The sequence below is a fragment of the Pseudomonas bubulae genome (genome assembly GCF_037023725.1).
Taxonomy (GTDB): domain Bacteria; phylum Pseudomonadota; class Gammaproteobacteria; order Pseudomonadales; family Pseudomonadaceae; genus Aquipseudomonas; species Aquipseudomonas bubulae.
On the sequence record NZ_CP146077.1, the window covers coordinates 4,789,475 to 4,813,962 of the forward strand.

Annotated in this window: 25 protein-coding genes and 1 pseudogene; 11 read left to right on the plus strand and 15 right to left on the minus strand. The window is 58.5% G+C overall.

All coding sequences use genetic code 11. The features are described 5' to 3' along the window. Positions 1 to 12: 12 nt before the first annotated feature. Entirely contained in the window at positions 13 to 1,203 is a 1,191-nt protein-coding gene (locus V6L81_RS22075; protein ID WP_232527634.1) for a glycosyltransferase family 1 protein, read from the plus strand. Here the strand turns inward: V6L81_RS22075 and V6L81_RS22080 are convergent. Together V6L81_RS22080 and V6L81_RS22085 are read right to left on the minus strand one after the other, a co-directional pair. Next, positions 1,200 to 1,682, minus strand: coding sequence for a glutathione peroxidase (locus V6L81_RS22080; RefSeq protein ID WP_095001160.1), 483 nt, complete (start codon positions 1,680 to 1,682; stop codon positions 1,200 to 1,202). The two genes, V6L81_RS22075 and V6L81_RS22080, sit on opposite strands and share 4 nt — an antisense overlap. A 135-nt stretch (positions 1,683 to 1,817) precedes the next feature. Continuing rightward, entirely contained in the window at positions 1,818 to 2,303 is a 486-nt protein-coding gene (locus tag V6L81_RS22085; protein ID WP_095001159.1) for a peptidylprolyl isomerase, read from the minus strand. Between V6L81_RS22085 and V6L81_RS22090 the strand changes: the two are divergent. From V6L81_RS22090 to V6L81_RS22100, 3 genes and pseudogenes are all read left to right on the plus strand, one after another. Continuing rightward, positions 2,302 to 2,609: pseudogene (locus tag V6L81_RS22090) on the plus strand (DUF3565 domain-containing protein). The gene V6L81_RS22085 and the pseudogene V6L81_RS22090 sit on opposite strands and share 2 nt — an antisense overlap. A 60-nt stretch (positions 2,610 to 2,669) precedes the next feature. Next, on the plus strand, positions 2,670 to 4,769 hold the full coding sequence (gene pta / locus V6L81_RS22095) for a phosphate acetyltransferase (RefSeq protein ID WP_095001158.1): 2,100 nt from the start codon (positions 2,670 to 2,672) through the stop codon (positions 4,767 to 4,769). Then, positions 4,770 to 5,675 (plus strand): acyltransferase, encoded by a 906-nt coding sequence (locus tag V6L81_RS22100; protein WP_271351151.1) that lies wholly within the window; start codon positions 4,770 to 4,772, stop codon positions 5,673 to 5,675. It begins immediately after the preceding gene. A gap of 180 nt (positions 5,676 to 5,855) precedes the next feature. Here V6L81_RS22100 and cysN read toward each other — a convergent pair whose 3' ends face one another. From cysN to V6L81_RS22115, 3 genes are all read right to left on the minus strand, one after another. Then, complete coding sequence (gene cysN / locus V6L81_RS22105) at positions 5,856 to 7,754, minus strand: sulfate adenylyltransferase subunit CysN (RefSeq protein ID WP_095024926.1); 1,899 nt, start codon at positions 7,752 to 7,754, stop codon at positions 5,856 to 5,858. 9 nt (positions 7,755 to 7,763) lie between these two features. Further along, a complete protein-coding gene (cysD, locus tag V6L81_RS22110; RefSeq protein ID WP_095001155.1) occupies positions 7,764 to 8,681 on the minus strand; it encodes a sulfate adenylyltransferase subunit CysD in 918 nt (305 codons plus the stop codon). A 247-nt stretch (positions 8,682 to 8,928) separates the two neighbouring features. Continuing rightward, on the minus strand, positions 8,929 to 9,687 hold the full coding sequence (locus V6L81_RS22115; RefSeq protein WP_095001154.1) for a Nif3-like dinuclear metal center hexameric protein: 759 nt from the start codon (positions 9,685 to 9,687) through the stop codon (positions 8,929 to 8,931). A 100-nt stretch (positions 9,688 to 9,787) separates the two neighbouring features. On the opposite strand from V6L81_RS22115, the gene algW reads away from it, so the two are divergent. Further along, positions 9,788 to 10,942, plus strand: a complete 1,155-nt coding sequence (gene algW / locus V6L81_RS22120; protein WP_095001153.1) for a Do family serine endopeptidase AlgW — start codon at positions 9,788 to 9,790, stop codon at positions 10,940 to 10,942. A gap of 106 nt (positions 10,943 to 11,048) precedes the next feature. On the opposite strand, the gene hisC is transcribed toward algW, so the two are convergent. The 10 genes from hisC to V6L81_RS22170 form a co-directional block, all read right to left on the minus strand. Continuing rightward, complete coding sequence (gene hisC / locus V6L81_RS22125; RefSeq protein WP_095024927.1) at positions 11,049 to 12,101, minus strand: histidinol-phosphate transaminase; 1,053 nt, start codon at positions 12,099 to 12,101, stop codon at positions 11,049 to 11,051. A 5-nt stretch (positions 12,102 to 12,106) separates the two neighbouring features. Then, positions 12,107 to 13,429, minus strand: a complete 1,323-nt coding sequence (gene hisD, locus V6L81_RS22130) for a histidinol dehydrogenase (protein WP_095001151.1) — start codon at positions 13,427 to 13,429, stop codon at positions 12,107 to 12,109. A gap of 148 nt (positions 13,430 to 13,577) precedes the next feature. Further along, positions 13,578 to 14,213 carry an ATP phosphoribosyltransferase gene (gene hisG, locus V6L81_RS22135; protein ID WP_016781809.1) on the minus strand — a complete coding sequence of 212 codons (636 nt, stop codon included), beginning with the start codon at positions 14,211 to 14,213 and terminating at the stop codon, positions 13,578 to 13,580. Positions 14,214 to 14,394: 181 nt separating this feature from the next. Beyond that, entirely contained in the window at positions 14,395 to 15,660 is a 1,266-nt protein-coding gene (murA, locus tag V6L81_RS22140; RefSeq protein WP_095001150.1) for a UDP-N-acetylglucosamine 1-carboxyvinyltransferase, read from the minus strand. Positions 15,661 to 15,691: 31 nt separating this feature from the next. Further along, the gene (locus V6L81_RS22145) at positions 15,692 to 15,931 is read right to left on the minus strand and encodes a BolA family protein (RefSeq protein ID WP_003439919.1); all 240 of its coding nucleotides are present in this window, start codon (positions 15,929 to 15,931) and stop codon (positions 15,692 to 15,694) included. Positions 15,932 to 16,046: 115 nt separating this feature from the next. Then, the gene (locus V6L81_RS22150) at positions 16,047 to 16,352 is read right to left on the minus strand and encodes a lipid asymmetry maintenance protein MlaB (RefSeq protein ID WP_095001149.1); all 306 of its coding nucleotides are present in this window, start codon (positions 16,350 to 16,352) and stop codon (positions 16,047 to 16,049) included. Further along, positions 16,349 to 17,008, minus strand: coding sequence for a phospholipid-binding protein MlaC (locus tag V6L81_RS22155; protein WP_095001148.1), 660 nt, complete (start codon positions 17,006 to 17,008; stop codon positions 16,349 to 16,351). The genes V6L81_RS22150 and V6L81_RS22155 overlap by 4 nt, the downstream gene beginning before the upstream one ends. A gap of 11 nt (positions 17,009 to 17,019) precedes the next feature. Next, positions 17,020 to 17,487 (minus strand): outer membrane lipid asymmetry maintenance protein MlaD, encoded by a 468-nt coding sequence (mlaD, locus tag V6L81_RS22160; protein WP_095018238.1) that lies wholly within the window; start codon positions 17,485 to 17,487, stop codon positions 17,020 to 17,022. Beyond that, complete coding sequence (gene mlaE, locus V6L81_RS22165) at positions 17,487 to 18,284, minus strand: lipid asymmetry maintenance ABC transporter permease subunit MlaE (protein WP_095001146.1); 798 nt, start codon at positions 18,282 to 18,284, stop codon at positions 17,487 to 17,489. The genes mlaD and mlaE overlap by 1 nt, the downstream gene beginning before the upstream one ends. Beyond that, positions 18,284 to 19,093, minus strand: a complete 810-nt coding sequence (locus V6L81_RS22170; protein WP_095001145.1) for an ATP-binding cassette domain-containing protein — start codon at positions 19,091 to 19,093, stop codon at positions 18,284 to 18,286. Before V6L81_RS22170 ends, mlaE begins: the two co-directional genes overlap by 1 nt. A gap of 292 nt (positions 19,094 to 19,385) precedes the next feature. On the opposite strand from V6L81_RS22170, the gene V6L81_RS22175 reads away from it, so the two are divergent. The 6 genes from V6L81_RS22175 to V6L81_RS22200 all read left to right on the plus strand — a co-directional run bounded on the left by V6L81_RS22175 (position 19,386) and on the right by V6L81_RS22200 (position 24,451). Further along, the gene (locus V6L81_RS22175) at positions 19,386 to 20,360 is read left to right on the plus strand and encodes a KpsF/GutQ family sugar-phosphate isomerase (protein ID WP_095001144.1); all 975 of its coding nucleotides are present in this window, start codon (positions 19,386 to 19,388) and stop codon (positions 20,358 to 20,360) included. Then, positions 20,360 to 20,884, plus strand: a complete 525-nt coding sequence (locus V6L81_RS22180) for an HAD family hydrolase (protein WP_095001143.1) — start codon at positions 20,360 to 20,362, stop codon at positions 20,882 to 20,884. Before V6L81_RS22175 ends, V6L81_RS22180 begins: the two co-directional genes overlap by 1 nt. 8 nt (positions 20,885 to 20,892) lie before the next feature. Then, on the plus strand, positions 20,893 to 21,465 hold the full coding sequence (lptC, locus tag V6L81_RS22185) for an LPS export ABC transporter periplasmic protein LptC (RefSeq protein WP_095031458.1): 573 nt from the start codon (positions 20,893 to 20,895) through the stop codon (positions 21,463 to 21,465). Beyond that, positions 21,452 to 21,997, plus strand: a complete 546-nt coding sequence (lptA, locus tag V6L81_RS22190; RefSeq protein WP_095001141.1) for a lipopolysaccharide transport periplasmic protein LptA — start codon at positions 21,452 to 21,454, stop codon at positions 21,995 to 21,997. The genes lptC and lptA overlap by 14 nt, the downstream gene beginning before the upstream one ends. Further along, positions 21,997 to 22,722: an LPS export ABC transporter ATP-binding protein gene (gene lptB, locus V6L81_RS22195; protein ID WP_095001140.1), complete on the plus strand. Its 726-nt coding sequence runs from the start codon at positions 21,997 to 21,999 to the stop codon at positions 22,720 to 22,722. Before lptA ends, lptB begins: the two co-directional genes overlap by 1 nt. Positions 22,723 to 22,957: 235 nt before the next feature. After that, complete coding sequence (locus V6L81_RS22200; RefSeq protein WP_095001139.1) at positions 22,958 to 24,451, plus strand: RNA polymerase factor sigma-54; 1,494 nt, start codon at positions 22,958 to 22,960, stop codon at positions 24,449 to 24,451. The last annotated feature ends 37 nt before the right edge of the window (positions 24,452 to 24,488 follow it).

Genomic DNA, 24,488 nt, shown 5'->3' on the forward strand with positions numbered 1-24,488 from the left:
CACACTGGGGTCATGACCACAGCCCTTCATATCGCACTTGTTACCGAAACCTTCGCCCCTGAAATCAATGGCGTGGCCAATACCCTTGGCCACCTGTGCGATGGCTTGCGCGCCCGCAACCACCGCGTGCAACTGATACGCCCACGCCAGAGCGCCGATGGCAATCAGCGCAGCAGCGACGACCTGATGCTCTGCCGCGGTTGGCCGCTGCCCGGTTATCCCGGCCTGCAATGGGGCCTGACCTCCACCCATCGCCTGACCAGGCGCTGGTGCCAGCACCCCCCTGACGTGGTTTATATCGCCACAGAGGGGCCCCTTGGGCTGTGCGCACTCAGGGTTGCCCGACGCCTCGGCATTACCGCGGTCACCGGCTTTCATACCAATTTTCAGCAGTACTTGCGCCAGCATGGCCTGACCCTGTTTACCCGGGCGCTGACTCACTACCTGCGCGGGTTTCACAACCGCTCGGCAATGACCCTGGTGCCCAGTGCCAGCCAACGCGTAGAACTTGAGCGCAGGCATTTTGAACGCCTGGAGCTGCTGCCCCGTGGCGTCGATAGCCAGCTGTTCAGCCCGGCAAAACGTCAGAATGCCTTGCGCCAGAGTTGGGGGCTCAGAGAAAACGATATTGCCCTGTTGTATGTAGGACGCTTGGCACCGGAAAAAAATCTGGACGCACTCAAGCGCTGTTTCGATGAACTACAAGCCCGTTATCCCGCACGCCGCTTCAAATTGATCGTGGTGGGCAACGGCTCAAAACGTGCCTCACTGGAAGCCTCGCTGCCTGAGGCCATTTTTTGCGGGCAGCAGTCTGGCGAAGCGCTAGCGTGCCATTACGCATCCGGTGACGTGTTTTTGTTTCCCAGCCTGAGCGAAACCTTCGGCAACGTGGTGCTCGAAGCCCAGGCTTCAGGCCTGGGAGTGGTGGCCTATGACGAGGCTGCTGCCGGCTTGCATATTCGTCATGGCTACAACGGCGTACTGGCCATGCCGGGGGATGAATACGCCTGGATCGAAGCCGCCTGCTGGCTGCTTGATGACCCGGAAACCTTGCGCACCCTGCGCCTCAATGCCCGCTGCCATGCCAGTCGGCAAAGCTGGACGGGGATTGTCGAGCAGTTCGAAAACCAGTTGCAGCAGGCTCGCCAGGGCCGCGAATACGCAGCCCCGGTGCCGGTTCCGATGACCGTAAAAAAGCCTTAGGCCAGGGACTTCTCAATGGCCTGAATGACCGTGGCATCGTCTGGGGCGGTACGCGGTGAGAAACGCGCCAATACCCGGCCATCCTTGCCAACCAGAAACTTCTCGAAGTTCCAGGTAATTTCCCCTTCAAATTCGGCGCCCTCGCCTGCCAGCAACCGATAAAGCTGATGGCGGTCAGGCCCGTTGACCTCAAGCTTGCTGCTCAGAGGGAAAGTGACGCCGTAGTTGAGGCTGCAAAACGCCTGGATATCCTGCTCGCTCCCCGGTTCCTGCCCGGCGAACTGATTGCATGGCACGCCTAGAACGCTGAAGCCCTTGCCCTTGAATTGCTGGTAGAGGTTTTCCAGGGCTGCGTACTGAGGGGTCAAACCGCACTTGGAGGCGACATTCACTACCAGCACCACTTTGCCTTTAAAAGTCTCCAGCGGCAGCGGCTTGCCATCCAGCGCGTCCAGGGTAAGTTCGTGAAATGCACTCATGACGGACTCCAAAAATTCCCGTATCCACATTCAAACAATCGTTCAGCCTGCCGATTGCCCTCATAATCCAGGATGCAAAAAGGCGCCCGTAGGCGCCTTTCCTGGCTAGCTCTCATGTGAGCGTAGCAGCACTTGTCAGTGCTGATGACCGCCTTCACCGTGTACGTGGCCGTGAGCGATTTCTTCTTCGCTCGCGTCACGGATGGCCACAACCTTGACCTTGAAGTTCAGACGCTGACCAGCCAGTGGGTGGTTACCGTCTACAGTCACGTCGTCGCCGTCCAGGTCACGGATGGTCACGATCTGCATTTGGCCGTCCGGCGCCGAAGCGTGGAACTGCATGCCAACTTCCAGTTGGTCAACGCCTTCGAACATGCTGCTGCTCAAGGTGCTGACCAGTTCGGCGGAGTACTCGCCGTACGCGTCTTCCGGCTCAACGGTAACGTCCAGCTCGTCACCGACGGCCTTGCCAACCAGAGCCTTTTCCAGACCCGGGATGATGTTGCCAGCGCCTTGCAGGTAAACCAGCGGCGCGCCGCCGGCGGAGCTGTCGATGACCTCACCAGCGTCGTTGGTCAGGGTATAGTCGATGGAGACAGCCTTGTTAGCGGCGATCGTCATGGGGCGAGACCTTTTGCAAAAAATAATGAGTTCGCAAGTTTAACCAAGCAATCGCCCGAAAGCGAACACAACCAAGACCAACGGATAATTTTGAAAACTTCAACGATCATTGGCTGGCGTCAGGATGAGGAGCAGCACTGGGTTGCCGTGCTCTCCTGTGGCCACACACAGCACCAGCGCCATCAACCGCCCTGGCAATCCCGGCCGTGGGTGCTTGATCCCGGGCAACGCCAGGCCAAAATAGGCCAGCCCTTTGCCTGTGGCTGGTGTGCTCAAGAGGCGGATAGCGCTAATCTTGGCAATTGATTCAGGCACAAGCCCCGTTTAAAGGGTGTTGCCCTTGCACTGCCACGTCAGGAAGCTCGCATGCAAACTTTCTTTATCGCGCCCACCGATTTTGGTGTGGGTCTGACATCCATTAGCCTGGGCCTGGTTCGCACTCTTGAGCGCGCCGGGCTTAAAGTCGGGTTTTTCAAGCCCATTGCCCAGCCGCACCCGGGGGATTTGGGGCCGGAGCGCTCCACTGAACTGGTGGCCCGCACCCACGGCCTCAAGCCGCCTACCCCACTGGGCCTGGCCCATGTCGAGCGCATGCTGGGTGACGGCCAGCTCGATGAGTTGCTCGAAGAAATCATCAACCTCTATCAACAAGCGGCCATCGGCAAGGACGTGCTGATTGTCGAAGGCATGGTGCCCACCCGCACGGCCAGCTACGCGGCACGGGTCAACCTGCACCTGGCCAAGAGCCTGGATGCTGAAGTGATCCTGGTCTCGGCCCCGGAAAACGAAGTGCTGACCGAGCTGTCGGGTCGGGTGGAGTTGCAGGCCCAGCTGTTTGGCGGGCCAAAAGACCCGAAAGTGCTGGGCGTGATCCTCAACAAGGTGCGCACCGACGAAAGCATGGACGCTTTTGCGGCACGCCTCAAAGAGCATTCGCCGCTGCTGCGCAGTGGTGACTTCAAGTTACTGGGCTGCATTCCCTTTCAGCCCGAGCTGAATGCTCCACGCACCCGCGATGTGGCCGAATTGCTGGGAGCCCAGGTGCTCAATGCCGGGGACTATGAAACCCGTCGCATGTCGAAAATCATCCTCTGCGCACGCACGGTGCTCAACACCCTGCAACTGCTCAAACCGGGCGTGCTGGTGGTTACCCCGGGAGATCGCGACGACATTATCCTGGCCGTGAGCCTCGCTGCCATGAACGGCGTCCCGCTGGCCGGCCTGCTGCTGACCAGCGACACCCAGCCCGACCCACGCCTGATGGAACTCTGCCGTGGCGCCCTGCAGGCCGGGCTGCCGGTGCTGTCGGTGAGTACCGGCTCGTACGACACCGCCAACCGTCTCAACGGCCTGAACAAGGAAATTCCCATCGATGACCGCGAGCGCGCGGAAATCATCACTGATTTCGTCGCCAGCCACCTCGATGCCCACTGGCTGCACCAGCGCTGCGGTACACCCCGCGAAATGCGCCTCACCCCTGCAGTTTTTCGCTATCAGTTGATCCAGCGTGCCCAGCAGGCCAACAAGCGCATTGTCCTGCCCGAAGGCAGCGAACCCCTGACCGTACAGGCTGCGGCCATTTGCCAGGCACGCGGTATCGCCCGTTGTGTATTGCTGGCCAAGCCCGAAGAAGTCCAGGCAGTGGCCAAGGCCCACGGTTTTGAACTGCCCGAGGGACTGGAGATTCTTGACCCGGACCTGATCCGCGGCCGGTACGTCGAACCGATGGTGGCCCTGCGCAAAACCAAAAGCATCAACGCGCCGATGGCCGAGCAGCAACTGGAAGACCCGGTAGTGATTGGCACCATGATGCTGGCTCTGGATGAGGTCGACGGTCTGGTTTCAGGGGTGATCCACTCCACCGCCAACACCATCCGCCCTGCCCTGCAACTGATCAAAACCGCGCCGGGCTGTACGCTGGTGTCATCGGTGTTCTTTATGTTGTTCCCCGAGCAGGTGCTGGTGTATGGCGACTGCGTCATGAACCCGCACCCGAGCGCCACTGAACTGGCTGAGATCGCCCTGCAAAGTGCCGACTCTGCCGCTGCCTTCGGCATCACGCCACGGGTGGCCATGATCAGCTACTCCAGCGGCGAATCGGCCAGCGGTGAAGAAGTCGAAAAAGTCCGCGAAGCCACCCTTCTGGCGCACGAAGCGCAACATGCGCTGCTGATCGACGGCCCGTTGCAATACGACGCAGCAGCCAACGAAGTGGTGGCCAGGCAACTGGCGCCCAACAGCCAGGTGGCGGGCCGGGCCACGGTATTTGTGTTCCCCGACCTCAATACCGGCAACACCACGCACAAAGCCGTACAGCGCAGCGCTGACTGCGTCAGCCTGGGGCCTATGCTGCAAGGCCTGCGCAAACCGGTAAACGATCTGCCTCGCGGCGCACAAGTGGACGATATCGTCTACACCATCGCCCTTACGGCGATTCAAGCCGCCAACCGACCTATGGATGTGTAAATGCTGGACTTTCTGCCTGCGCCGATACGCGGCGTCATCGCTTCACTGCTGCTGGCGATCAACACCATCCTGTGTTGCACGCCGTTGTTTATCGTCGCGATTTTCAAGCTGTGCCTGCCGTTCCCGGCGGCGCAACGGCTGACCGACGAATTGATGCGCCGAATCCACGAAGCCTGGGTCGGCAACAACAACCGCTGGATGGACCTGATACGCAAGACCCGCTGGCATATCAAAGGCCTTGAAGGGCTGGACTATGAGCACTCGTATCTGGTGACCAGCAACCACCAGAGCTGGGTTGACATCATGGTGCTTCAATATGTGCTTAACAAACGCATCCGTCCGCTGAAGTTCTTCCTTAAACAGGAACTGATCTGGGTTCCGGTGATTGGCCTGGCGTGGTGGGCACTGGGCTTTCCGTTTATGAAACGCTATTCGAAGGCGTACCTGGCCAAACATCCGGAAAAGAAAGGTGCTGATCTGGCAACCACGCGCAAGACCTGCGCCAAATTCAAGAACCAGTCGGTGGGCATCTTCAACTTCGTCGAAGGCACACGCTTTACCGAAGCCAAGCATGGGCAGCAGAACTCACCGTTTCGCTACCTGCTCAAGCCCAAGGCCGGCGGTATCGCCTTCGTCCTGGACGCGATGGGCGAACAGCTGAAATCAATCGTCAACGTGACCATCCACTACCCGGGCGGGCGTCCGGGATACTGGGACTTGTTGTGCGGCAATGTGAAGGACGTGGTCGTGGTGTTTGAAGAGCTGCAAATACCCGATGAATTCCTGGGCAAGAACTACGACCAGGACCCGGAGTACCGCCTGGCGTTCCAGGGCTGGATCAACCAGCTCTGGGAAGAGAAGGACCGCTTGCTGGAGCAGTTGCATCGGGACTATCCGGCACAGTGAAGAAGATCAAAAGCCCCTCACCCTAACCCTCTCCCAAAGGGAGAGGGGACTAAAGGCAAAAGCAGACCTGTACAACACCACAAATCAGCTCCCTCTCCCTCGGGAGAGGGCTGGGGGAAAATACAGCGCCCAACAAAAAGCCCGCCACCGATCACTCGGTGGCGGGCTTTTTAGTGCGGCTTAAATTGCGCCGCGTTGACGCAACAGGTCCAGCACCTGCTTGACGCTTTCTTCCAGTGACAGCGTTTGCGTGTCGACCACCAGGTCGGCATTCAACGGCACGTCATACGGGAAGGACTCACCCGGAATATTGTCGCCACCCGCCGCATACAAACCTTGCGGGTCTCGCTCGGCGCATACGGCCGGGGATGCCTGCACATACACGGTAAGCAGACGGTCGCTGCCGATCAGCGCCTTCGCCTGTTCACGGCCTTCGGCATCCGGTGCCACGAACGCGGCCAATGTCAGCAAGCCCGCTTCGTTAAACTGACGCGCCACGTGAGCGGCACGACGCCAGTTTTCCGTACGACCGGCACGATCCTGTGGCAGCCCCTTGTTCAGGTCATGGCGCAGGTTCTGACCATCGAGTACAAACACCGCACGGCCCATGTCGAACAGCTTGCGCTCAACTGCATAGGCCAGGGTGCTCTTGCCGGCGCCGGACAGGCCGCTGAACAGCACTGTGGCTGGCTGCTGGCCAAAGCGCTGGGCACGCTCTTCAACCGCCACATGCGCCAGCTTGCCATGATGGGTCGCGCTGCCATGACTCAACGGCTGCGCAACGATCATCCCGGCACCGACAGTGCCATTGGTCAAACGGTCGATGATGATAAACGAACCGGTGGTGCGGTTGCTGGCGTAGCCGTCCAGGGCGATCGGTGCATCGAGGCTGATCTTGACCTTGCCGATCTCGTTCAGTTGCAAGGCGCTGGCCGGGCCCTCTTCCAGGGTGTTCACATCGACCTTGTTGATGATGCTGGCAATCGAACCCGGTACATAGCTGGTGGCGCGCTTGATGTCGTACTTCTTGCCCGGCAGCATCGGCTCTTCAGCCATCCACACCAGCATGGCTTCGAAGTTGTCAGTCACCAGCGGCACATTGTCGGCATGCACCAACAGGTCGCCACGGGAGATGTCGATCTCGTCTTCCATGGTCAGCGTAACTGCCTGGCCCGGGCCTGCGTGTTCCAGCTCACCTTCAAAGGTAACGATGGATTTGACCCGGCTGCTCTTGCCCGACGGCAATACGACGATTTCATCGCCCTTGTGCACGATGCCGCTGGCCAGGGTACCGGCAAAACCACGGAAGTTCAGGTTCGGACGGTTCACGTACTGCACCGGGAAGCGCAGGTCGGTGAGGTTGCGGTCGGCCGCCACTTCCACGGTTTCGAGGATTTCCATCAGCGACTGGCCGGTGTACCACGGCGAGCGCTCGGACTTGTTCACCACGTTGTCGCCTTTAAGGGCGGACATCGGCACAAAGTGCAGGCTGGTAGGCTTCATCTTCAAGCCTTCGGCGAACTTCAGGTAGTCGGCCTTGATCGACTCGAACACACCCTCGTCGAAACCCTTGAGGTCCATCTTGTTGATGGCCACGACGATATGCTTGATGCCCAGCAACGAAGCAATAAAGCTGTGGCGACGGGTCTGGGTCTGCACGCCGTAACGGGCATCCACCAGAATGATCGCCAGGTCACAGGTCGATGCACCGGTGGCCATGTTGCGGGTGTACTGCTCATGGCCAGGGGTGTCGGCAATGATGAATTTGCGCTTGGCGGTGGAGAAATAACGATAAGCCACGTCGATGGTAATACCCTGCTCGCGCTCAGCTTGCAGGCCGTCTACCAGCAGCGCCAGGTCGATATCGTCGCCTGTGGTACCGCTTTTTTTCGAGTCGCGGGTAATGGCTTCCAGATGGTCTTCGTAGATCATCTTGGAGTCGTGCAGCAAGCGCCCGATCAGGGTGCTCTTGCCGTCGTCGACGTTGCCACAGGTCAGGAAACGCAGCATTTCTTTGCGTTCGTGCTGGCCCAGGTAGGCGAGGATGTCCTCGCTGATCAAATCAGATACGTGCGACATGACAACCCCTTAGAAATAACCTTGACGTTTTTTATCTTCCATCGAGCCTGCGCCATCGTGGTCGATGACTCGGCCCTGGCGCTCGGAAGTTCGCGTCAGGAGCATTTCCTGGATGATGTCGGTCAGGGTTTCAGCCTCGGACTCCACCGCGCCGGTCAGCGGGTAGCAGCCAAGCGTCCGGAAACGGACCTTTTTCTTGACGATACGCGCCTTGTCTTCGTCAGACAGGTGCTCAAGGATGCGCTCGTCGTCGATCATGATCAGCGTGCCGTTCTTCTCGATCACTTCGCGTTCTGCGGCGAAGTACAGCGGCACAATCGGGATGCCTTCGAGGTAGATGTACTGCCAGATATCCAGCTCGGTCCAGTTCGACAACGGGAACACGCGAATCGATTCGCCCTTGTTGACGTTGCCGTTGTAGACGTTCCACAACTCGGGCCGCTGATTTTTCGGGTCCCAGCGGTGCTTGCTGTCACGGAAGGAATACACGCGCTCTTTGGCACGGGATTTTTCTTCATCGCGACGCGCACCACCAAAGGCGGCATCAAAACCGTATTTGTCCAGAGCCTGCTTCAGGCCCTCGGTCTTCATGATATCGGTATGCTTGGCGCTGCCGTGGGTGAAAGGGTTAATCCCTTGTGCCACGCCGTCCGGGTTGACGTGAGTGATCAGGTCCAGGCCCAGCTCGGCGACCATCTTGTCGCGAAAGCTGTACATCTCCTGGAATTTCCACTGGGTGTCGACATGCATCACCGGAAACGGCAGCTTGCCAGGGAAAAACGCCTTGCGAGCAAGGTGCAGCATCACGGCGGAATCTTTACCGATCGAGTACAGCATCACCGGGTTATCGAACTCGGCGGCCACCTCGCGGATGATGTGGATGCTTTCCGCCTCCAGCTGTTTCAGGTGCGTCAGTTTGTCGACCATGGCTACTCACGAAAGCTATCTTATGAACGGCCTGCGGGCCGTGTTCGAGGGGCGAATGCTAGCACAGCACCCTCTTCTATAGATGGCGCCAACTAGATCGAAACGGTCTAAGAATAGACCTCGGAGTTTGGGCGATTACTCCATGTGGGAGCGGGCTTGCTCGCGATGCAGGCAATGCGGTTATACAGCAAGAACGCGTTGATTCGATCGCGAGCAAGCCCGCTCCCACAGGGTTCAACTCCAATGCTCAGATCGGATTCGGGCAATCGATAAACAGGTGTTCCAGGGCGAAGCGCCGCGCCAGGTAATCCCCCAGGGCTTGCACGCCATAACGTTCGGTGGCGTGATGGCCTGCGGCAATAAAGCTGATGTCGTTTTCCCTGGCACTATGGAAAGTCTGCTCTGACGCTTCGCCACTCAGGTACAGATCAACCCCCGCCTGTACCGCCTGATCGATAAAGCCCTGCCCGCCACCGGTACACCAGCCCACGCGACGGATCATTTCGCTGCCTTCAATCAGCAACGGCTCACGGCCCAGCGCTTCTTGCACACGGCGGGCAAAATCGCGGGCCGTTACAGGCTCGGCCAAGGAACCCACCAGCCCCACCACTTTCGAATTGCCCGGTTCCAGCGGACCTTCGACGGTGATATCCAGCTGCCGGGCCAATTGCACGTTGTTGCCCACTTCTGGATGCAGATCCAGCGGCAAGTGGTAGGCCAGCAGGCTGATATCGTGCTTGAGCAGGGTTTTCAGGCGGCGCTGCTTCATACCGGTAACGCACGGGTCTTCGCCTTTCCAGAAGTAGCCGTGATGCACCAGCACCAGATCAGCCTGGGCCTCGACTGCGGCATCCAGCAATGCCTGGCTGGCGGTCACGCCACTGACTATACGCATCACCTGCGGGCGGCCTTCGACTTGCAAGCCATTGGGGCAGTAATCGCCGATGGCGGCACAGTTGAGGTAACGATTTGCCTCTTCTACCAGCGTGCTCAGGGAGACAGCCATAAAAGACTCCTAAATATAGCGTTCAGAGCCGGGCGGCCCTCGTATAATGGCGTCATTATGGGCCGTCAGAATGGCTCTGCAACCTTCAGGACTGAGTTCAATGTTTAAGGCTTTGCGTTTCTTTGGCTGGCCGTTGCTGGCTGGCGTGCTTATCGCTTTGCTGATTATTCAGCGTTACCCGCAATGGGTTGGGCTGCCGAGCCTGGACGTTAATCTGCAACAAGCCCCGCAAACCAGTTACATGCAGCAGGGTCCCGTGACCTACGCCGATGCAGTGGTGCGCGCCGCGCCTGCCGTGGCCAACTTGTACACCACCAAGGTGGTGAACAAAAACGCCCGCCCATTGTTTGAAGACCCGCAGTTCCGTCACTTTTTCGGCAACAACGAGCCTAAACAGCGTCGTATGGAGTCCAGCCTGGGTTCGGCAGTGCTGATGAGCCCCGAGGGCTATTTACTGACCAATAACCATGTAGTCGCAGGTGCCGACCAGATTGTGGTGGCACTCAAGGACGGCCGCGAAACACATGCACGGGTTATTGGTAGCGACCCGGAAACGGACCTGGCAGTACTGAAGATCGACCTGAAAAACCTGCCTGCAATTACCATCGGCCGCTCGGACACCCTGCGCATCGGTGATATCGCCCTGGCGATCGGCAACCCGTTTGGCGTTGGCCAGACCACCACCATGGGCATTATCAGTGCCACCGGGCGCAACCAGTTGGGCCTGAACAACTACGAAGACTTTATCCAGACGGATGCCGCGATCAACCCGGGTAACTCGGGCGGCGCGCTGGTGGATGCCAACGGTAACCTGACCGGCATCAACACCGCGATTTTCTCCAAGTCCGGCGGCTCACAGGGCATCGGTTTTGCGATCCCGATCAATCTGGCCATGGAAGTCATGAAGTCGATCATCGAGCACGGCCAGGTGATTCGCGGCTGGCTGGGCATTGAAGTGCAGCCGTTGACCCAGGAGCTGGCCGAGTCGTTTGGCCTCAGTGGTCGTCCGGGAATTGTTGTGGCGGGGATATTCCGTGATGGCCCGGCGCAAAAAGCCGGTTTGCAACTGGGAGACGTGATTCTGAGCATTGATGGCGAACCCGCCAGCGATGGCCGTCGTTCGATGAATCAGGTGGCGCGGATCAAACCTTCGGACAAAATCACCATACAGGTCATGCGCAACGGCAAAGAGCTCAAGCTCACCGCCGCAGTGGGCCTGCGACCGCCGCAAGAGCAGCCGCCGCAGAACGACTGAAAACCCTCACCCCAGCCCTCTCCTAAAGGGAGAGGGGGCCGATTTGTGGTGCTGCGCGAATACTGCTCTTGCTTTAGTCCCCTCTCCCTCCGGGAGAGGGCAGCGGTTACAAGTCTGACAACCCTTCAATCAACGCCGCATTCTGCTCCGGCGTGCCGATGCTGATGCGCAGGAACTGGGCAATGCGCAGTTGCTTGAAGTGACGCACGATCACCCCCTGATCACGCAACTTGGCCGCCAACGCCGCCGCATCGTGTTCCGGGTGACGGGCGAAGATAAAGTTCGCGGCCGATGGCAGCACTTCAAAGCCCAGCGCCTGCAACTGCGCGACCACTTGCTCGCGACTGTCGATCACCCACTGGCAGGTCTGTTCGAAATATTCGCGGTCGGCAAACGCTGCCGCTGCGCCAACAATGGCGATACGATCAAGCGGATAGGAGTTGAAGCTGTTCTTGATTCGCTCCAGCGCTTCGATCAGATCCGGATGGCCCACCGCCAGGCCGACACGCAAACCGGCCAGGGAGCGCGACTTGGACAGGGTCTGGGTGACCAGCAGGTTCGGATAACGGTCCACCAGGCTGATGGCCGTTTCGCCGCCAAAGTCGATATACGCTTCATCCACCACGACCACCGAATCAGGGTTGGCCTTGAGGATCTGTTCGATGGCCTCCAGCGCCAGCAGGCAACCGGTCGGTGCATTGGGGTTGGGGAAGATGATCCCGCCATTGGCCCGGGTGTAGTCCGCAGGCTGGATCTGGAACTGCTCATCCAGTGCTATGGCGTCAAATTCGATGCCATACAGCCCGCAGTAAACCGGATAAAAACTGTAACTTATATCCGGAAACAGCAGCGGTTTGTCGTGCTGGAACAGGCCATTGAAAACATGGGCCAGCACTTCGTCCGAGCCGTTGCCCAAAAACACCTGATTGGTCTGCACACCGTAATACTCGGCCACCGCCTGCTTAAGCAGGTCGCTGTTCGGGTCGGGGTATAAACGCAGGTTGTCATTGATTTCGGCCTGCATCGCTGCCAGCGCTTTAGGCGAAGGCCCATAGGGGTTTTCGTTGGTGTTGAGCTTGACCAGTTTGGTCAGCTTCGGTTGCTCACCCGGCACATAAGGCACCAGGGCTTTAACGAATGGGCTCCAGAACTTGCTCATACTTGTTACCCCTGTTTGTCGGCGAGGATGCGGTATTCAGCACTGCGGGCGTGACCGGTCAGCGATTCGCCGCGAGCGAGAATCGAAGCGGTTTTGCCCAGGTCGGAAGCACCCTGCTCGGAGCAGAAGATAATCGAGGAGCGCTTCTGGAAATCATAAACGCCAAGCGGTGACGAAAAACGCGCCGTACCGGAAGTCGGCAGTACGTGATTAGGCCCTGCGCAGTAGTCGCCCAGCGCCTCTGAGGTGTGACGACCCATAAAGATCGCACCGGCGTGGCGGATCTGCGGCAACCAGGCTTGCGGGTCTGCCACCGATAGCTCCAGGTGTTCCGGAGCAATGCGGTTGGCCACGTCGATAGCCTGCTGCATGTCGTTCACCAGAATCAGCGCACCACGACCATTGATCGAGGTTTCGATGATTTCGGCCCGTTCCATGGTCGGCAGCAGTTTGGCGATGCTGGCCGCCACCTTGTCGAGGAACTCGGCATCGGGGCTAACCAGAATCGCTTGCGCGTCTTCATCGTGCTCGGCCTGGGAGAACAAATCCATGGCAATCCAGTCCGGGTCGGTCTGGCCGTCGCACACGACGAGGATCTCCGAAGGGCCGGCAATCATGTCGATGCCTACCTGGCCAAATACATGACGCTTGGCGGTCGCGACGTAGATATTGCCCGGGCCTACCACCTTGTCGACTTTGGGTACGCTTTCGGTGCCATAAGCCAATGCCGCAACCGCTTGTGCGCCACCAATGGTGAACACCCGGTCAACGCCCGCAATGCAGGCGGCAGCCAGCACCAGTTCATTGATTTCGCCACGCGGGGTCGGCACGACCATCACCACTTCGGTCACGCCGGCAACCTTGGCCGGAATCGCGTTCATCAGCACCGACGAAGGGTACGACGCTTTGCCACCCGGTACGTACAGACCGGCACGATCCAGCGGCGTGACTTTCTGGCCCAGCACCGTGCCATCGGCTTCGGTGTAGCTCCAGGAGTCCTGTTTCTGTTTCTCGTGGTAGCTGCGCACGCGCTGTGCGGCCGTTTCCAGTGCTTCACGTTGTGGCGCAGTGATGCGGGTCAGGGCCAGTTCCAGGCGCTCGCGCGGCAGGATCAGGTCAGCCATCGAGGCCACTTCAAGCCCGTCAAAGCGCTGGGTGAACTCAACCAGGGCAGCGTCGCCCCGCTCACGCACAGCCTTGATGATGTCGAGCACACGCTGGTTGACCGAGTCGTCAGACACACTTTCCCAGCTCAGCAGATGATCCAGATGCTGCGCGAAGTCCGGGTCAGCAGCGTTGAGTCGGCGAATTGCAGTGGGAGCGGTCATAGCGAGGGCCTCGGTAATGGGCGAATGCTTGGAATAAGGGTTTTGCGCAGCTCAGGCACCACAAGACTACCAAGCCATCCGCGTGGGTACCTGAGATTTCTGGCTATTACGCGGATAGATGGGCGCGACCTGAAGCCGCGCAGGTGAGTCAGCCGCGGTGTCGAGATTCCACTGCTTTGCGCAGGGTATCGATCAGGGCTTGAATACGGGCGTGCTGCATTTTCATCGAAGCCTTGTTAACCACCAGGCGGGAGCTGATGGCGGCAATGAATTCCTGGGGTTCCAGGCCATTGGCACGCAAGGTGTTGCCGGTATCGACCACGTCAATGATCTTGTCGGCCAGACCAATCAGGGGGGCCAGCTCCATCGAGCCATACAGCTTGATGATGTCGACCTGACGGCCCTGTTCGGCGTAGTAACGCTTGGCGACGTTGACGAACTTGGTCGCAACGCGCAGGCGGCCCTTGGGTTCAGCGACACCAATGGCACCGGCGGTCATCAGCTTGCACTGGGCAATCTGCAGGTCCAGCGGCTCGTACAGGCCCTGGCCACCATACTCCATCAGCACGTCTTTACCGGCCACACCGAGGTCGGCGGCACCATGCTCAACGTAAGTCGGCACGTCGGTGGCACGGACGATCAGCAGGCGGACGTCAGGCTGTGAGGTCGGGATGATCAGCTTGCGGCTTTTGTCCGGATTCTCGGTCGGCACAATGCCTGCTTCGGCCAGAAGCGGCAGGGTGTCGTCAAGGATACGGCCCTTGGACAGTGCAATGGTCAACATGGGAAACGTAAGTCCTTATCAGGGTACTTTTGCCCGTGCGCAATCGGCGCCGGACAAGCATCGAGCCTGATATCAGGCTCGACTTGAACGATTCGAGGCCAGGTAAGGTAACGCTTGCAGGCCGTTACGTCACCTGGCAGCTGGACACTATCCCTGTGCCCATGATGCCAAACAGCAAAAACTAGCCCGGAACGCGGCGGATTTTAGCGCCCAGCATTTGCAGTTTTTCTTCGATGCACTCGTAACCACGGTCTATGTGGTAGATGCGATCGATCAGGGTATCGCCTTCCGCCACCAGCGCCGAAATCACCAGGCTGGCAGAAGCACGCAGGTCGGTGGCCATTACTGGCGCGCCCTTGAGGGTTTCAGTGCCGGTCACGATGGCAGTGTTGCCTTCAACCTGGATCTTGGCGCCCATGCGGTGCAGTTCATACACGTGCATGAAGCGGTTTTCGAAGATCGTCTCGATCACTGCACCCGTGCCTTCGGCAATGGCGTTGAGCGAGATGAACTGCGCCTGCATGTCGGTCGGAAACGCCGGGTACGGAGCAGTACGCACGTTCACCGCTTTAGGGCGTTTGCCGTGCATGTTCAGCTCGATCCAGTCTTCACCGGTGGTGACCTCGGCGCCTGCTTCCTTGAGCTTCTCAAGGACGGCTTCAAGGATGGTCGGATCAGTGTCCTTGACCTTCACGCGGCCACCGGTGACGGCAGCGGCTACCAGGTAAGTACCGGTTTCAATACGGTCCGGCATGACGCGGTAAGTCGCCGAATGCAGCTCTTTGACGCCATCAATGGTGATGGTGTCAGTACCAGCACCGCTTACCTTGGCGCCCATGGCGTTCAGGAAGTTGGCCAGGTCGACGACTTCAGGCTCGCGTGCAGAGTTCTGCAATACGCTGCGGCCGTTGGCCAGTGCTGCGGCCATCATGATGTTCTCGGTACCGGTCACGCTGACGGTATCAAAGAAGAAGCTGGCACCGCGCAAGCCGCCTTCAGGCGCCTTGGCCTTGATGTAGCCACCTTCAACGTCGATCACTGCGCCCATGGCTTCAAGGCCGCGGATGTGCAGGTCAACCGGACGCGAGCCAATGGCGCAGCCGCCCGGCAAGGCAACTTCAGCGTAACCGAAACGTGCAACCATCGGCCCCAGTACCAGGATCGATGCGCGCATGGTTTTCACCAGCTCATACGGCGCGACCAGGGTTTTGATGGTGTTCGGGTTGATTTCGACACTGAGCTTTTCATCGATCACCGGCTCAATGCCCATGCGACCGAACAGCTCGATCATGGTGGTGATGTCATGCAAATGCGGCAGGTTGGCTACAGTGACCGGGCCATTGCACAGCAGGGTCGCTGCCAGGATCGGCAGGGCAGAGTTCTTCGCCCCGGAAATGCGGATCTCGCCATCAAGGCGGGCACCGCCGGTAATAATCAATTTATCCATAACAATCTCGACGCCAATGGGCTCAGGGGGCTCAGGTGCGCTCGGCCCAGGCCGCGCTGCTGAAGAATTTCATAGTGACCGCATGGATGCTGCCATCAGCGATCCACGGGTTCAAATGGGCATAGATGCTTTGTTGACGTTTGACCGGGCTCAGGGCCACCAGTTCGTCACTGATCACGTTCAACTGAAAGTTGCAGCCTTCGCCCTCAACTTCTACCTGGGTTCCTGGCAGCTTTCCTTCAAGAAAGCTCTTCACTTCTACGGCCTGCATGCTCAACCTCAATCGGCGCCTAACGCGCACGGGTCGGCCATCATACAAAAAAGCCCCGCGCCTGCGAACCCCGCATAACAGGACTCTGACAGGGGGGCTTATTTATATGTGGCGATTAATGATGTGCCAGCAGCTCGGTCACACCCGAAACCTGGGCGATTTCGCGCATGTCTTCGGGCATGGCACGAATGCTCAATGGCTTGTTCAGGGCCTGGGCATCACGGATATAACACAGCAGCAGCGACAAACCGACGCTGCTCGATTTGGTAACGCCCGAGCAGTCAACCACCAGCTCTTTGGCCAGGGCTTTTTTGATCAGGGCCTGACCTTCTGTGCGCAAACGGGGGCCAGTCTGATAATCGAGCACGCCACTAAGGCGTAGCTCGCTCTCGCCGGCCAGGGTTATGGCCGCTTCACTCATTGCCCGGCTGCCTTGGGCGATGCCGCATCAGTGGTCTGCTTGGCCTTGGCCACTTCACCCGCCCAGTTGTCGATGGTTTTATCCAGGTTGTTGCCGTTGCGCTGCATGGCATCGGCGAACTGATCGCGGAACAGCTTGCCGATATTGATGCCATTGATGATCACGTTACGCACTTTCCACTCGCCATTGACCTTGTTAAGGGTATAGGACAATGGATAAATGGCGCCGTTGTCACCCTTGACGGTCATGTCGACACTGGTGCGATCGCCGCTTTCGTCCTTGGCCGGGCCAACGGTGATGCCCTGATTCTTGAACTCAAGCAAGGCATTGCCGTAGAACTGCATCAGGCTGCGCTTGAAGTTCTCTTGAAAGCGCTGCATCTGGGCAGGCGTTGCATTGCGCGAGTACTTGACCGTCATGATGCTTTTGGAGATGCCATCAACATCTACTGCAGGGCCGACGATTTCGTTCAGGGCATCATAGAACTTGCTTGGGCTTTGTTTGTATTGCTCCTTGTTGGCAGCCAGGTCGGCCAGCAACCTTGTCGTGGTATCTGAAACGATGTCATGGGCCGACTGCCCCGGCGCGGCGTTCGCCACCAGAGGAAGGGCTGCGGCCAGTATTACCAGCAGGCCACGGCGCAAGAGAGAAATCATCTGGAAGCTCCTTATTTGGCGTCTTTGCTAACGGTATTGAGCAGGAATTTACCGATCAGGTCTTCAAGAACCAGCGACGACTGCGTGTCGTGAATGGTGCCGCCGTCCTTGAGGGTCGCGTCTTCGCCACCCACGCTGATGCCGATGTATTTCTCGCCCAGCAGGCCTGCTGTGAGGATAGACGCTGTCGAATCCACAGGCAGGTTATCCACCGCTTTTTCGAGCTGCAATGTGACGCGGGCCATGTAGTTGTCACGGTCCAGGTCGATTGCTGTCACCTTGCCGATGGTCACGCCAGCCATGGTGACTTTGGCGCGCACGGTCAGCCCGGCAATATTGTCGAAATTGGCATAGAGCTTGTAGGTGTCAGTGCTCGCCGTCGGGGACAGCCCGCTGACCCGCAAGGCAAGCAACAGCAAAGCCAGGATGCCAGCCAGCAGGAACAGGCCGACACCGATTTCCATGGTGCGGTTTTGCATCAGAAATCTCCAAACATCAAGGCGGTCAATATAAAGTCCAGCCCGAGGACTGCCAGTGAGGCATACACCACGGTCTTGGTAGTGGCACGGCTGATCCCCTCTGAGGTGGGCTCACAGTCATAACCTTGAAACACGGCAATCCAGGTCACCACAAAGGCAAACACGATGCTTTTGATGATCCCGTTAATTACGTCACCACTGAAGGTTACGCTGTTTTGCATGTTGGCCCAGTAGGAGCCGTCGTAGACACCGAGCCAGTCCACGGCAACCCACGAACCACCCCAGATCCCGACCACGCTGAAAATCATCGCCAGCACAGGCAGGGAAATAAACCCGGCCCACAACCGCGGCGCAATGATGTACTTGAGCGGATCAACACCGATCATTTCCAGGCTGGACAACTGCTCGGTCGATTTCATGTTGCCGATTTCAGCCGTCAGCGCCGACCCTGCGCGCCCGGCGAACAGCAAGGCGGTAACCACGGGACCCAGTTCGCGCAACAGGGTCAGGGCCACCATCTGCCCCACTGCCTGCTCCGAACCATAGCTGGACAGGATACTGAAGCCTTGCAGTGCCAGTACCATGCCGATAAATATGCCGGACACCACGATAATGACCAGCGACATGACGCCAACCGAATGCAGCTGCCTGACCAGCAAACCAAACCCGCCCCCGATACCGCCACGCCCCAGCAGTGCATGAAACAGGAACACTGCCGAACGCCCCAGTACCGCAACGGTGTCGATCCCGGCCCGGCCGAACAGACCGATACGGCTCATTAATGACATCTTGCGCATCAGCGCTTCCCCAGTAGATCGGTTCGGTAGTCCGACGCCGGAAAGTGGAACGGAACCGGGCCATCCGGGTCGCCGGTCATGAACTGGCGAATGCGCGGGTTATCGGCGTTCATCAATTCTTCGGGCGTGCCCTGCCCCAGCACCTGGCCATCGCCGACTACATATAGATAGTCGGCAATGCTCGCAGTTTCAGCCAGATCGTGAGAAACCACGATACTGGTAATGCCCAGCGCATCATTGAGCAAACGAATCAGGCGTACCAGCACGCCCATTGCAATGGGATCCTGCCCCACGAAGGGTTCGTCATACATCAGGATCTGCGGATCCAGGGCAATCGCCCGCGCCAGCGCCACCCGGCGTTTCATGCCGCCGGACAACTCGTCGGGCATCAGGTCGATAGCTCCGCGCAAGCCCACCGCCTGCAATTTAAGCAGCACGATGTCACGGATCATTTCTTCCGGCAGCTCGGTATGCACCCGCAACGGGAAAGCAACGTTCTCGAACACGTCCAGATCGGTAAACAGCGCACCGCTCTGAAACAACACGCCCATATGCTTGCGGGCATCAAACAAATCACTGCGCGACAGGGCCGGCAGGTTTTGATTGTTGACCCACACTTCGCCGCTGTTGGGACGCAGTTGCATGCCCATCAGGCGCAACAGTGTGGTCTTGCCGCAGCCAGACGGCCCCATGATCCCCGTGACCTTGCCACGCGGGATGCGAATATCGACATTATTGAAGATGCTGCGCGTACCGCGCTTGAAGGACACTCCCTTCAGCTCGACCGCGTAGGCGTTATCGGCGCTCATCTAAACTCCTTGCGATGCAGCCTCTGCCTCTCACCCGGACACCAAACTTCTTGTGAAGAAGCACGCGTTCCCTGGCGGGCCGAACTGGCGGCGAACTATACCACTGCTCATAGTGACCGCCCAAGACCGAAGGAGTGCCGGTTAAGTCTCAGTACAGTGAAATAAAGATGTTTTTTCTGCAAACACACGCGCACTTTGTAAGCACATGCAATAAAGCACAGCGATCAAGCGTGAGGGAACGCCACATAACCGCTATAATCGTTGCCTTTTCTCAGGCTACCCGACTTCAACCATGAGCCAATCCAGCGACCTGATCCAATCCGCCCAACGCACCATCCGCCTCGAACTGGAAGCCGTAGAGGGCTTGCTGACACATATCGACGCAGATTTCGTACGCGCTTGCGAGATGATTTTGGCCAGTAAAGGCCGGGTGGTCGTGGTCGGCATGGGCAAGTCAGGACACATCGGCAATAAAATTGCCGCAACCCTGGCCAGCACCGGCACCACGGCTTTTTTTGTCCACCCGGCAGAAGCCAGCCACGGCGACATGGGCATGATTACCCGCGATGACATTATCCTCGCACTGTCCAACTCCGGCTCGACCGCCGAAATCGTCACCCTGCTGCCACTGATCAAGCGCCTGGGCATCAAGCTGATCAGCATGACCGGCAACCCCGAATCGCCGCTGGCCAAGGCCGCCGATGTCAGCCTGGATGCCCGCGTGGCCCAGGAAGCCTGCCCGTTGAATCTGGCACCGACCTCGTCCACCACGGCAACCTTGGTGCTGGGCGATGCACTGGCTATTGCCCTGCTTGAAGCTCGCGGTTTTACTGCAGAAGATTTCGCCTTTTCCCACCCCGGCGGAGCACTGGGCCGACGCCTATTGCTGAAAGTGGAAAACGTCATGCACTCTGGCGATGAACTGCCGCAAGTCGTGCGCGGTACATTGCTCAAGGAAGCGTTGATGGAAATGACCCACAAGGGCCTGGGCATGACCGTCGTCATAGAAGAGGACGGTCGACTGGCCGGAATCTTTACTGACGGCGACTTGCGCCGCACCCTGGACCGCGAAATCGACATCCGCAACGCCACCATCGACGCGGTCATGACCCCGCACGGCAAAACCGCCCGCGCCGACATGCTGGCAGCCGAAGCCCTTAAAATCATGGAAGACCACAAAATCAGCGCGCTGGTGGTGGTCGACAAGCAAGATCGTCCGGTTGGCGCCTTGAACATGCACGATCTGCTACGCGCAGGAGTAATGTAATGACCCAGGAACTTCTCAAGCGCGGCAAGGGCATCAAGCTGGCCATTTTTGACGTTGACGGCGTATTGACCGACGGCCGCCTGTATTTCCTCGAAGATGGCAGCGAATTCAAGACCTTCAATACCCTCGACGGCCAGGGCATCAAGATGCTTATGGCCGCCGGTGTGCAAACGGCAATTATCAGCGGCCGCAAAACCCCGGTGGTCGAGCGTCGCGCACAAAACCTGGGCATCCCGTATCTGTACCAGGGCCGCGAAGACAAATTGGTCGTACTGGACGAGCTTCTTGGCCAACTCAACCTAAGCTATGAACAGGTTGCTTACCTGGGAGATGACTTGCCCGACCTGCCGGTTATCCGCCGGGTAGGTCTGGGCATGGCCGTGGCCAACGCTGCGGACTTTGTCCGCGAGCACGCCCACGGGGTAACCCGGGCGCGGGGTGGCGAAGGTGCCGCCCGTGAATTCTGCGAGCTGATTCTGCGTGCCCAGGGCAGCCTGGACGCAGCCCACGCCGCCTACCTATAGAGCTTTCTATGCTGAGCAAAAAGATTCGCCAAATAGTGCTGTTTACAGTGATTGCCTCGCTGTTTGCAGCTGCTGGCTACTGGAATATCAGGCCGGAACGTTTTCTCAATGCCCCTACCCTGGCGGTGGATGAAAACGCTATCGACTACTACGCCACCAATGCACACAGCCGTCAGTTTTTACCTGACGGCAAGCTGCAGTACGACATGACGTCCGAGAAGCTTGAACATTTGAAGGCTTCCGAGGTCACTCAGATGACCCAACCGAAAATGCAGCTCTACCGCGGCACGGCCTACCCGTGGCACGTGCAGAGCGAGCGCGGTGAAGTCAACCCGGATGGCACCGAGGTCGAGCTTATCGATTCGGTGCGCATCGCGCGCACTGACGAAAAAAACCGCACCACCATTATTACCAGTACCCGTATGACTGTATTCCCCCAGAAGGAATATGCGCAGACCGAGCGAGACGTTAGAATCGACGGCGCTGGCGGCGTAACCACTGGCAAGGGCATGAAAGCATATTTGAAAGACGGCAGGATGGACCTGCTGTCCAACGTAAGAGGACAGTATGAGTCTCGTTAAAACCCTCCCTTTATTGCTCAGCCTGAGCGCAGCACTGGGAAGCGTGAGCGCCTGGGCTCTGCCGAACGACACCGAACAACCTATTCGCATCCAGGCCAACGAGGCACAACTGGATGACAAGCAAGGTATTGCCACCTACAAGGGCGATGTCATCATCACCCAGGGCTCGATGAAAATCACCGGCAACACCGTCACCATCACCCGTAATGCTGCGGGCGAAATCGACGTGGTGACATCCGTCGGCAACCTGGCCTACTTCGAGCAACTGCAAAAAGCCACTGACCCCAAACCGGTACAGGCTTATGCCGTCACCATTCAATACCATGCACCACAAAACCGCATCGTACTGATTGACAAGGCCAAAGTGATTAACGACGGCAATACCACCGAGGGCGAGAAAATCGTCTACGACACGGTAAAACAAATTGCCAGTGCCGGTCGCGCCAATGGCGCCAATGTCACCGCACCTCGCCCGCGCATCGACATGGTGATCCAGCCCAAGAAGAAAACCGACCAGCAGAAGGCCCAGTAATGGCAACTCTGAAAGCCCAGCATCTGGCCAAAAGCTACAAGAGCCGTCAGGTAGTACGTGATGTCAGCCTGTCGATCGACAGCGGGCAAATCGTGGGCCTGCTCGGCCCCAACGGCGCGGGCAAAACCACCTGTTTCTACATGATTGTCGGCCTGGTGCACGCCGATCAGGGTCGCGTACTGATCGATGACCTGGACGTCAGCCACGAGCCCATGCATGGTCGCGCACGCGCCGGTATCGGTTACTTGCCACAGGAAGCCTCGATCTTTCGCAAGCTGTCGGTGGCCGACAACATCATGGCAATCCTCGAAACCCGCAAGGAGCTCGACAAGACCGGTCGTCGCAAGGAGCTGGAAAGCCTGCTGCAGGAATTCCATATCAACCATATTCGCGACAACCTGGGCATGAGCCTGTCGGGCGGTGAGCGCCGTCGGGTAGAAATTGCCCGCGCACTGGCCACGGCACCCAAGTTCATCCTGCTCGACGAACCCTTTGCCGGTGTCGATCCGATCTCGGTGGGCGACATCAAACAAATCATCTACCACCTCAAAGCCAAGGGCATTGGCGTGCTGATCACCGACCACAATGTCCGTGAAACCCTCGATATCTGCGAAACGGCCTATATCGTCAATGACGGTCAATTGATCGCTGAAGGCGATGCTGAAACGATTCTGGCCAACAAGTTGGTGCGGGAAGTTTACCTGGGTCACGAGTTCCGCCTGTAAGCCCGGACACATCATGGGCAGCCAGGGCATCCGGGCAGTAAAAATGCGCCAGCATTTTATTGCCCGAATATTCAACGGGGTGCTCTCGATCAGTTCACCACCCGCAAACTAATTTAGACCGCCCCCTAGGCAAACGCACCGGTTTCAGGCATATAATTTGCTTATGTTTGGCGCTCACGCGCCCTGTAGTGGATGGCGCCATGTGCGCCGGCGAATAAGGTGTTAAGCCCCTGCCATGAAACCATCGCTAGTCCTGAGAATGGGCCAGCAGCTGACAATGACACCTCAGCTGCAACAGGCCATCCGCCTGCTCCAATTGTCGACCCTCGATCTGCAACAGGAAATCCAGGAAGCCCTGGAGTCCAACCCCATGCTCGAGCGCCAGGAAGAAGGCGACGACTTCGACAATGCAGACCCCCTTGCCGATAACATTGAGCAAAAGCCCAATCCCGACGTTCAAGAGCCCACCTACCAGGAAACTGCCCAGACCGTAGACAATCTGGAAGACGGTGACTGGGGTGAGCGCATTCCCAACGAACTGCCCGTGGACACTGCCTGGGAAGACATCTACCAGACCAGCGCCAGCAGCCTGCCAAGCAACGACGATGACGAGTGGGACTTCACCACCCGCACCTCGACCGGTGAAAGCCTGCAAAGCCACCTGCTGTGGCAATTGAACCTGGCTCCGATGTCCGACACCGACCGTCTGATCGGCGTAACCCTGATCGACTGCATCAACAACCAGGGCTACCTGGACGAAACCCTCGAAGAAATCCTCGAAGCCTTTGATCCGGAACTGGACATTGAACTCGATGAAATCGAAGCCGTCCTGCATCGCATCCAGCAATTCGAACCGGCTGGCATTGGCGCGCGCAACCTGGGCGAATGCCTGCTCCTGCAATTGCGCCAACTGCCTGCCAAGACCCCCTGGCTGAGCGAGGCCAAGCGCCTGGTCACCGACTACATCGACCTGCTGGGCGCACGCGACTACAGCCAGCTGATGCGCCGCATGAAGCTCAAAGAGGACGAACTGCGCCAGGTCATTGAACTGGTACAGAGCCTCAACCCGCGCCCGGGTTCGCAAATCGAATCCAGCGAAGCCGAATACGTCGTACCTGACGTGATCGTGCGCAAGGACAACGAGCGCTGGCTGGTCGAGCTTAACCAGGAGTCCGTACCGCGCCTGCGGGTGAACGCGCAATACGCCGGTTTCGTACGCAGAGCCGATACCAGCGCCGACAACACCTTTATGCGCAACCAGCTGCAGGAAGCACGCTGGTTTATCAAAAGCCTGCAAAGCCGCAACGAAACCCTGATGAAAGTGGCGACCCAGATCGTCGAGCACCAACGCGGATTTCTCGAGCATGGCGATGAAGCCATGAAACCCCTGGTACTGCACGATATCGCCGAAGCGGTGGGCATGCACGAATCCACCATTTCCCGGGTTACCACACAAAAATTCATGCATACCCCACGGGGTATTTATGAACTTAAATACTTTTTCTCCAGCCACGTCAGCACCTCTGAAGGCGGCGAATGCTCCTCCACCGCGATCCGTGCCATCATCAAAAAACTGGTTGCAGCGGAAAATCAGAAAAAGCCGTTGAGTGACAGCAAGATCGCTGGTTTACTGGAGGCACAAGGTATTCAGGTAGCCCGTCGCACCGTCGCCAAGTACCGCGAATCCCTCGGGATAGCGCCTTCGAGCGAACGCAAGCGTTTGATGTAAGCCACGGACCCCGGCGTTTCAGTGGCAGGCTGCTCGG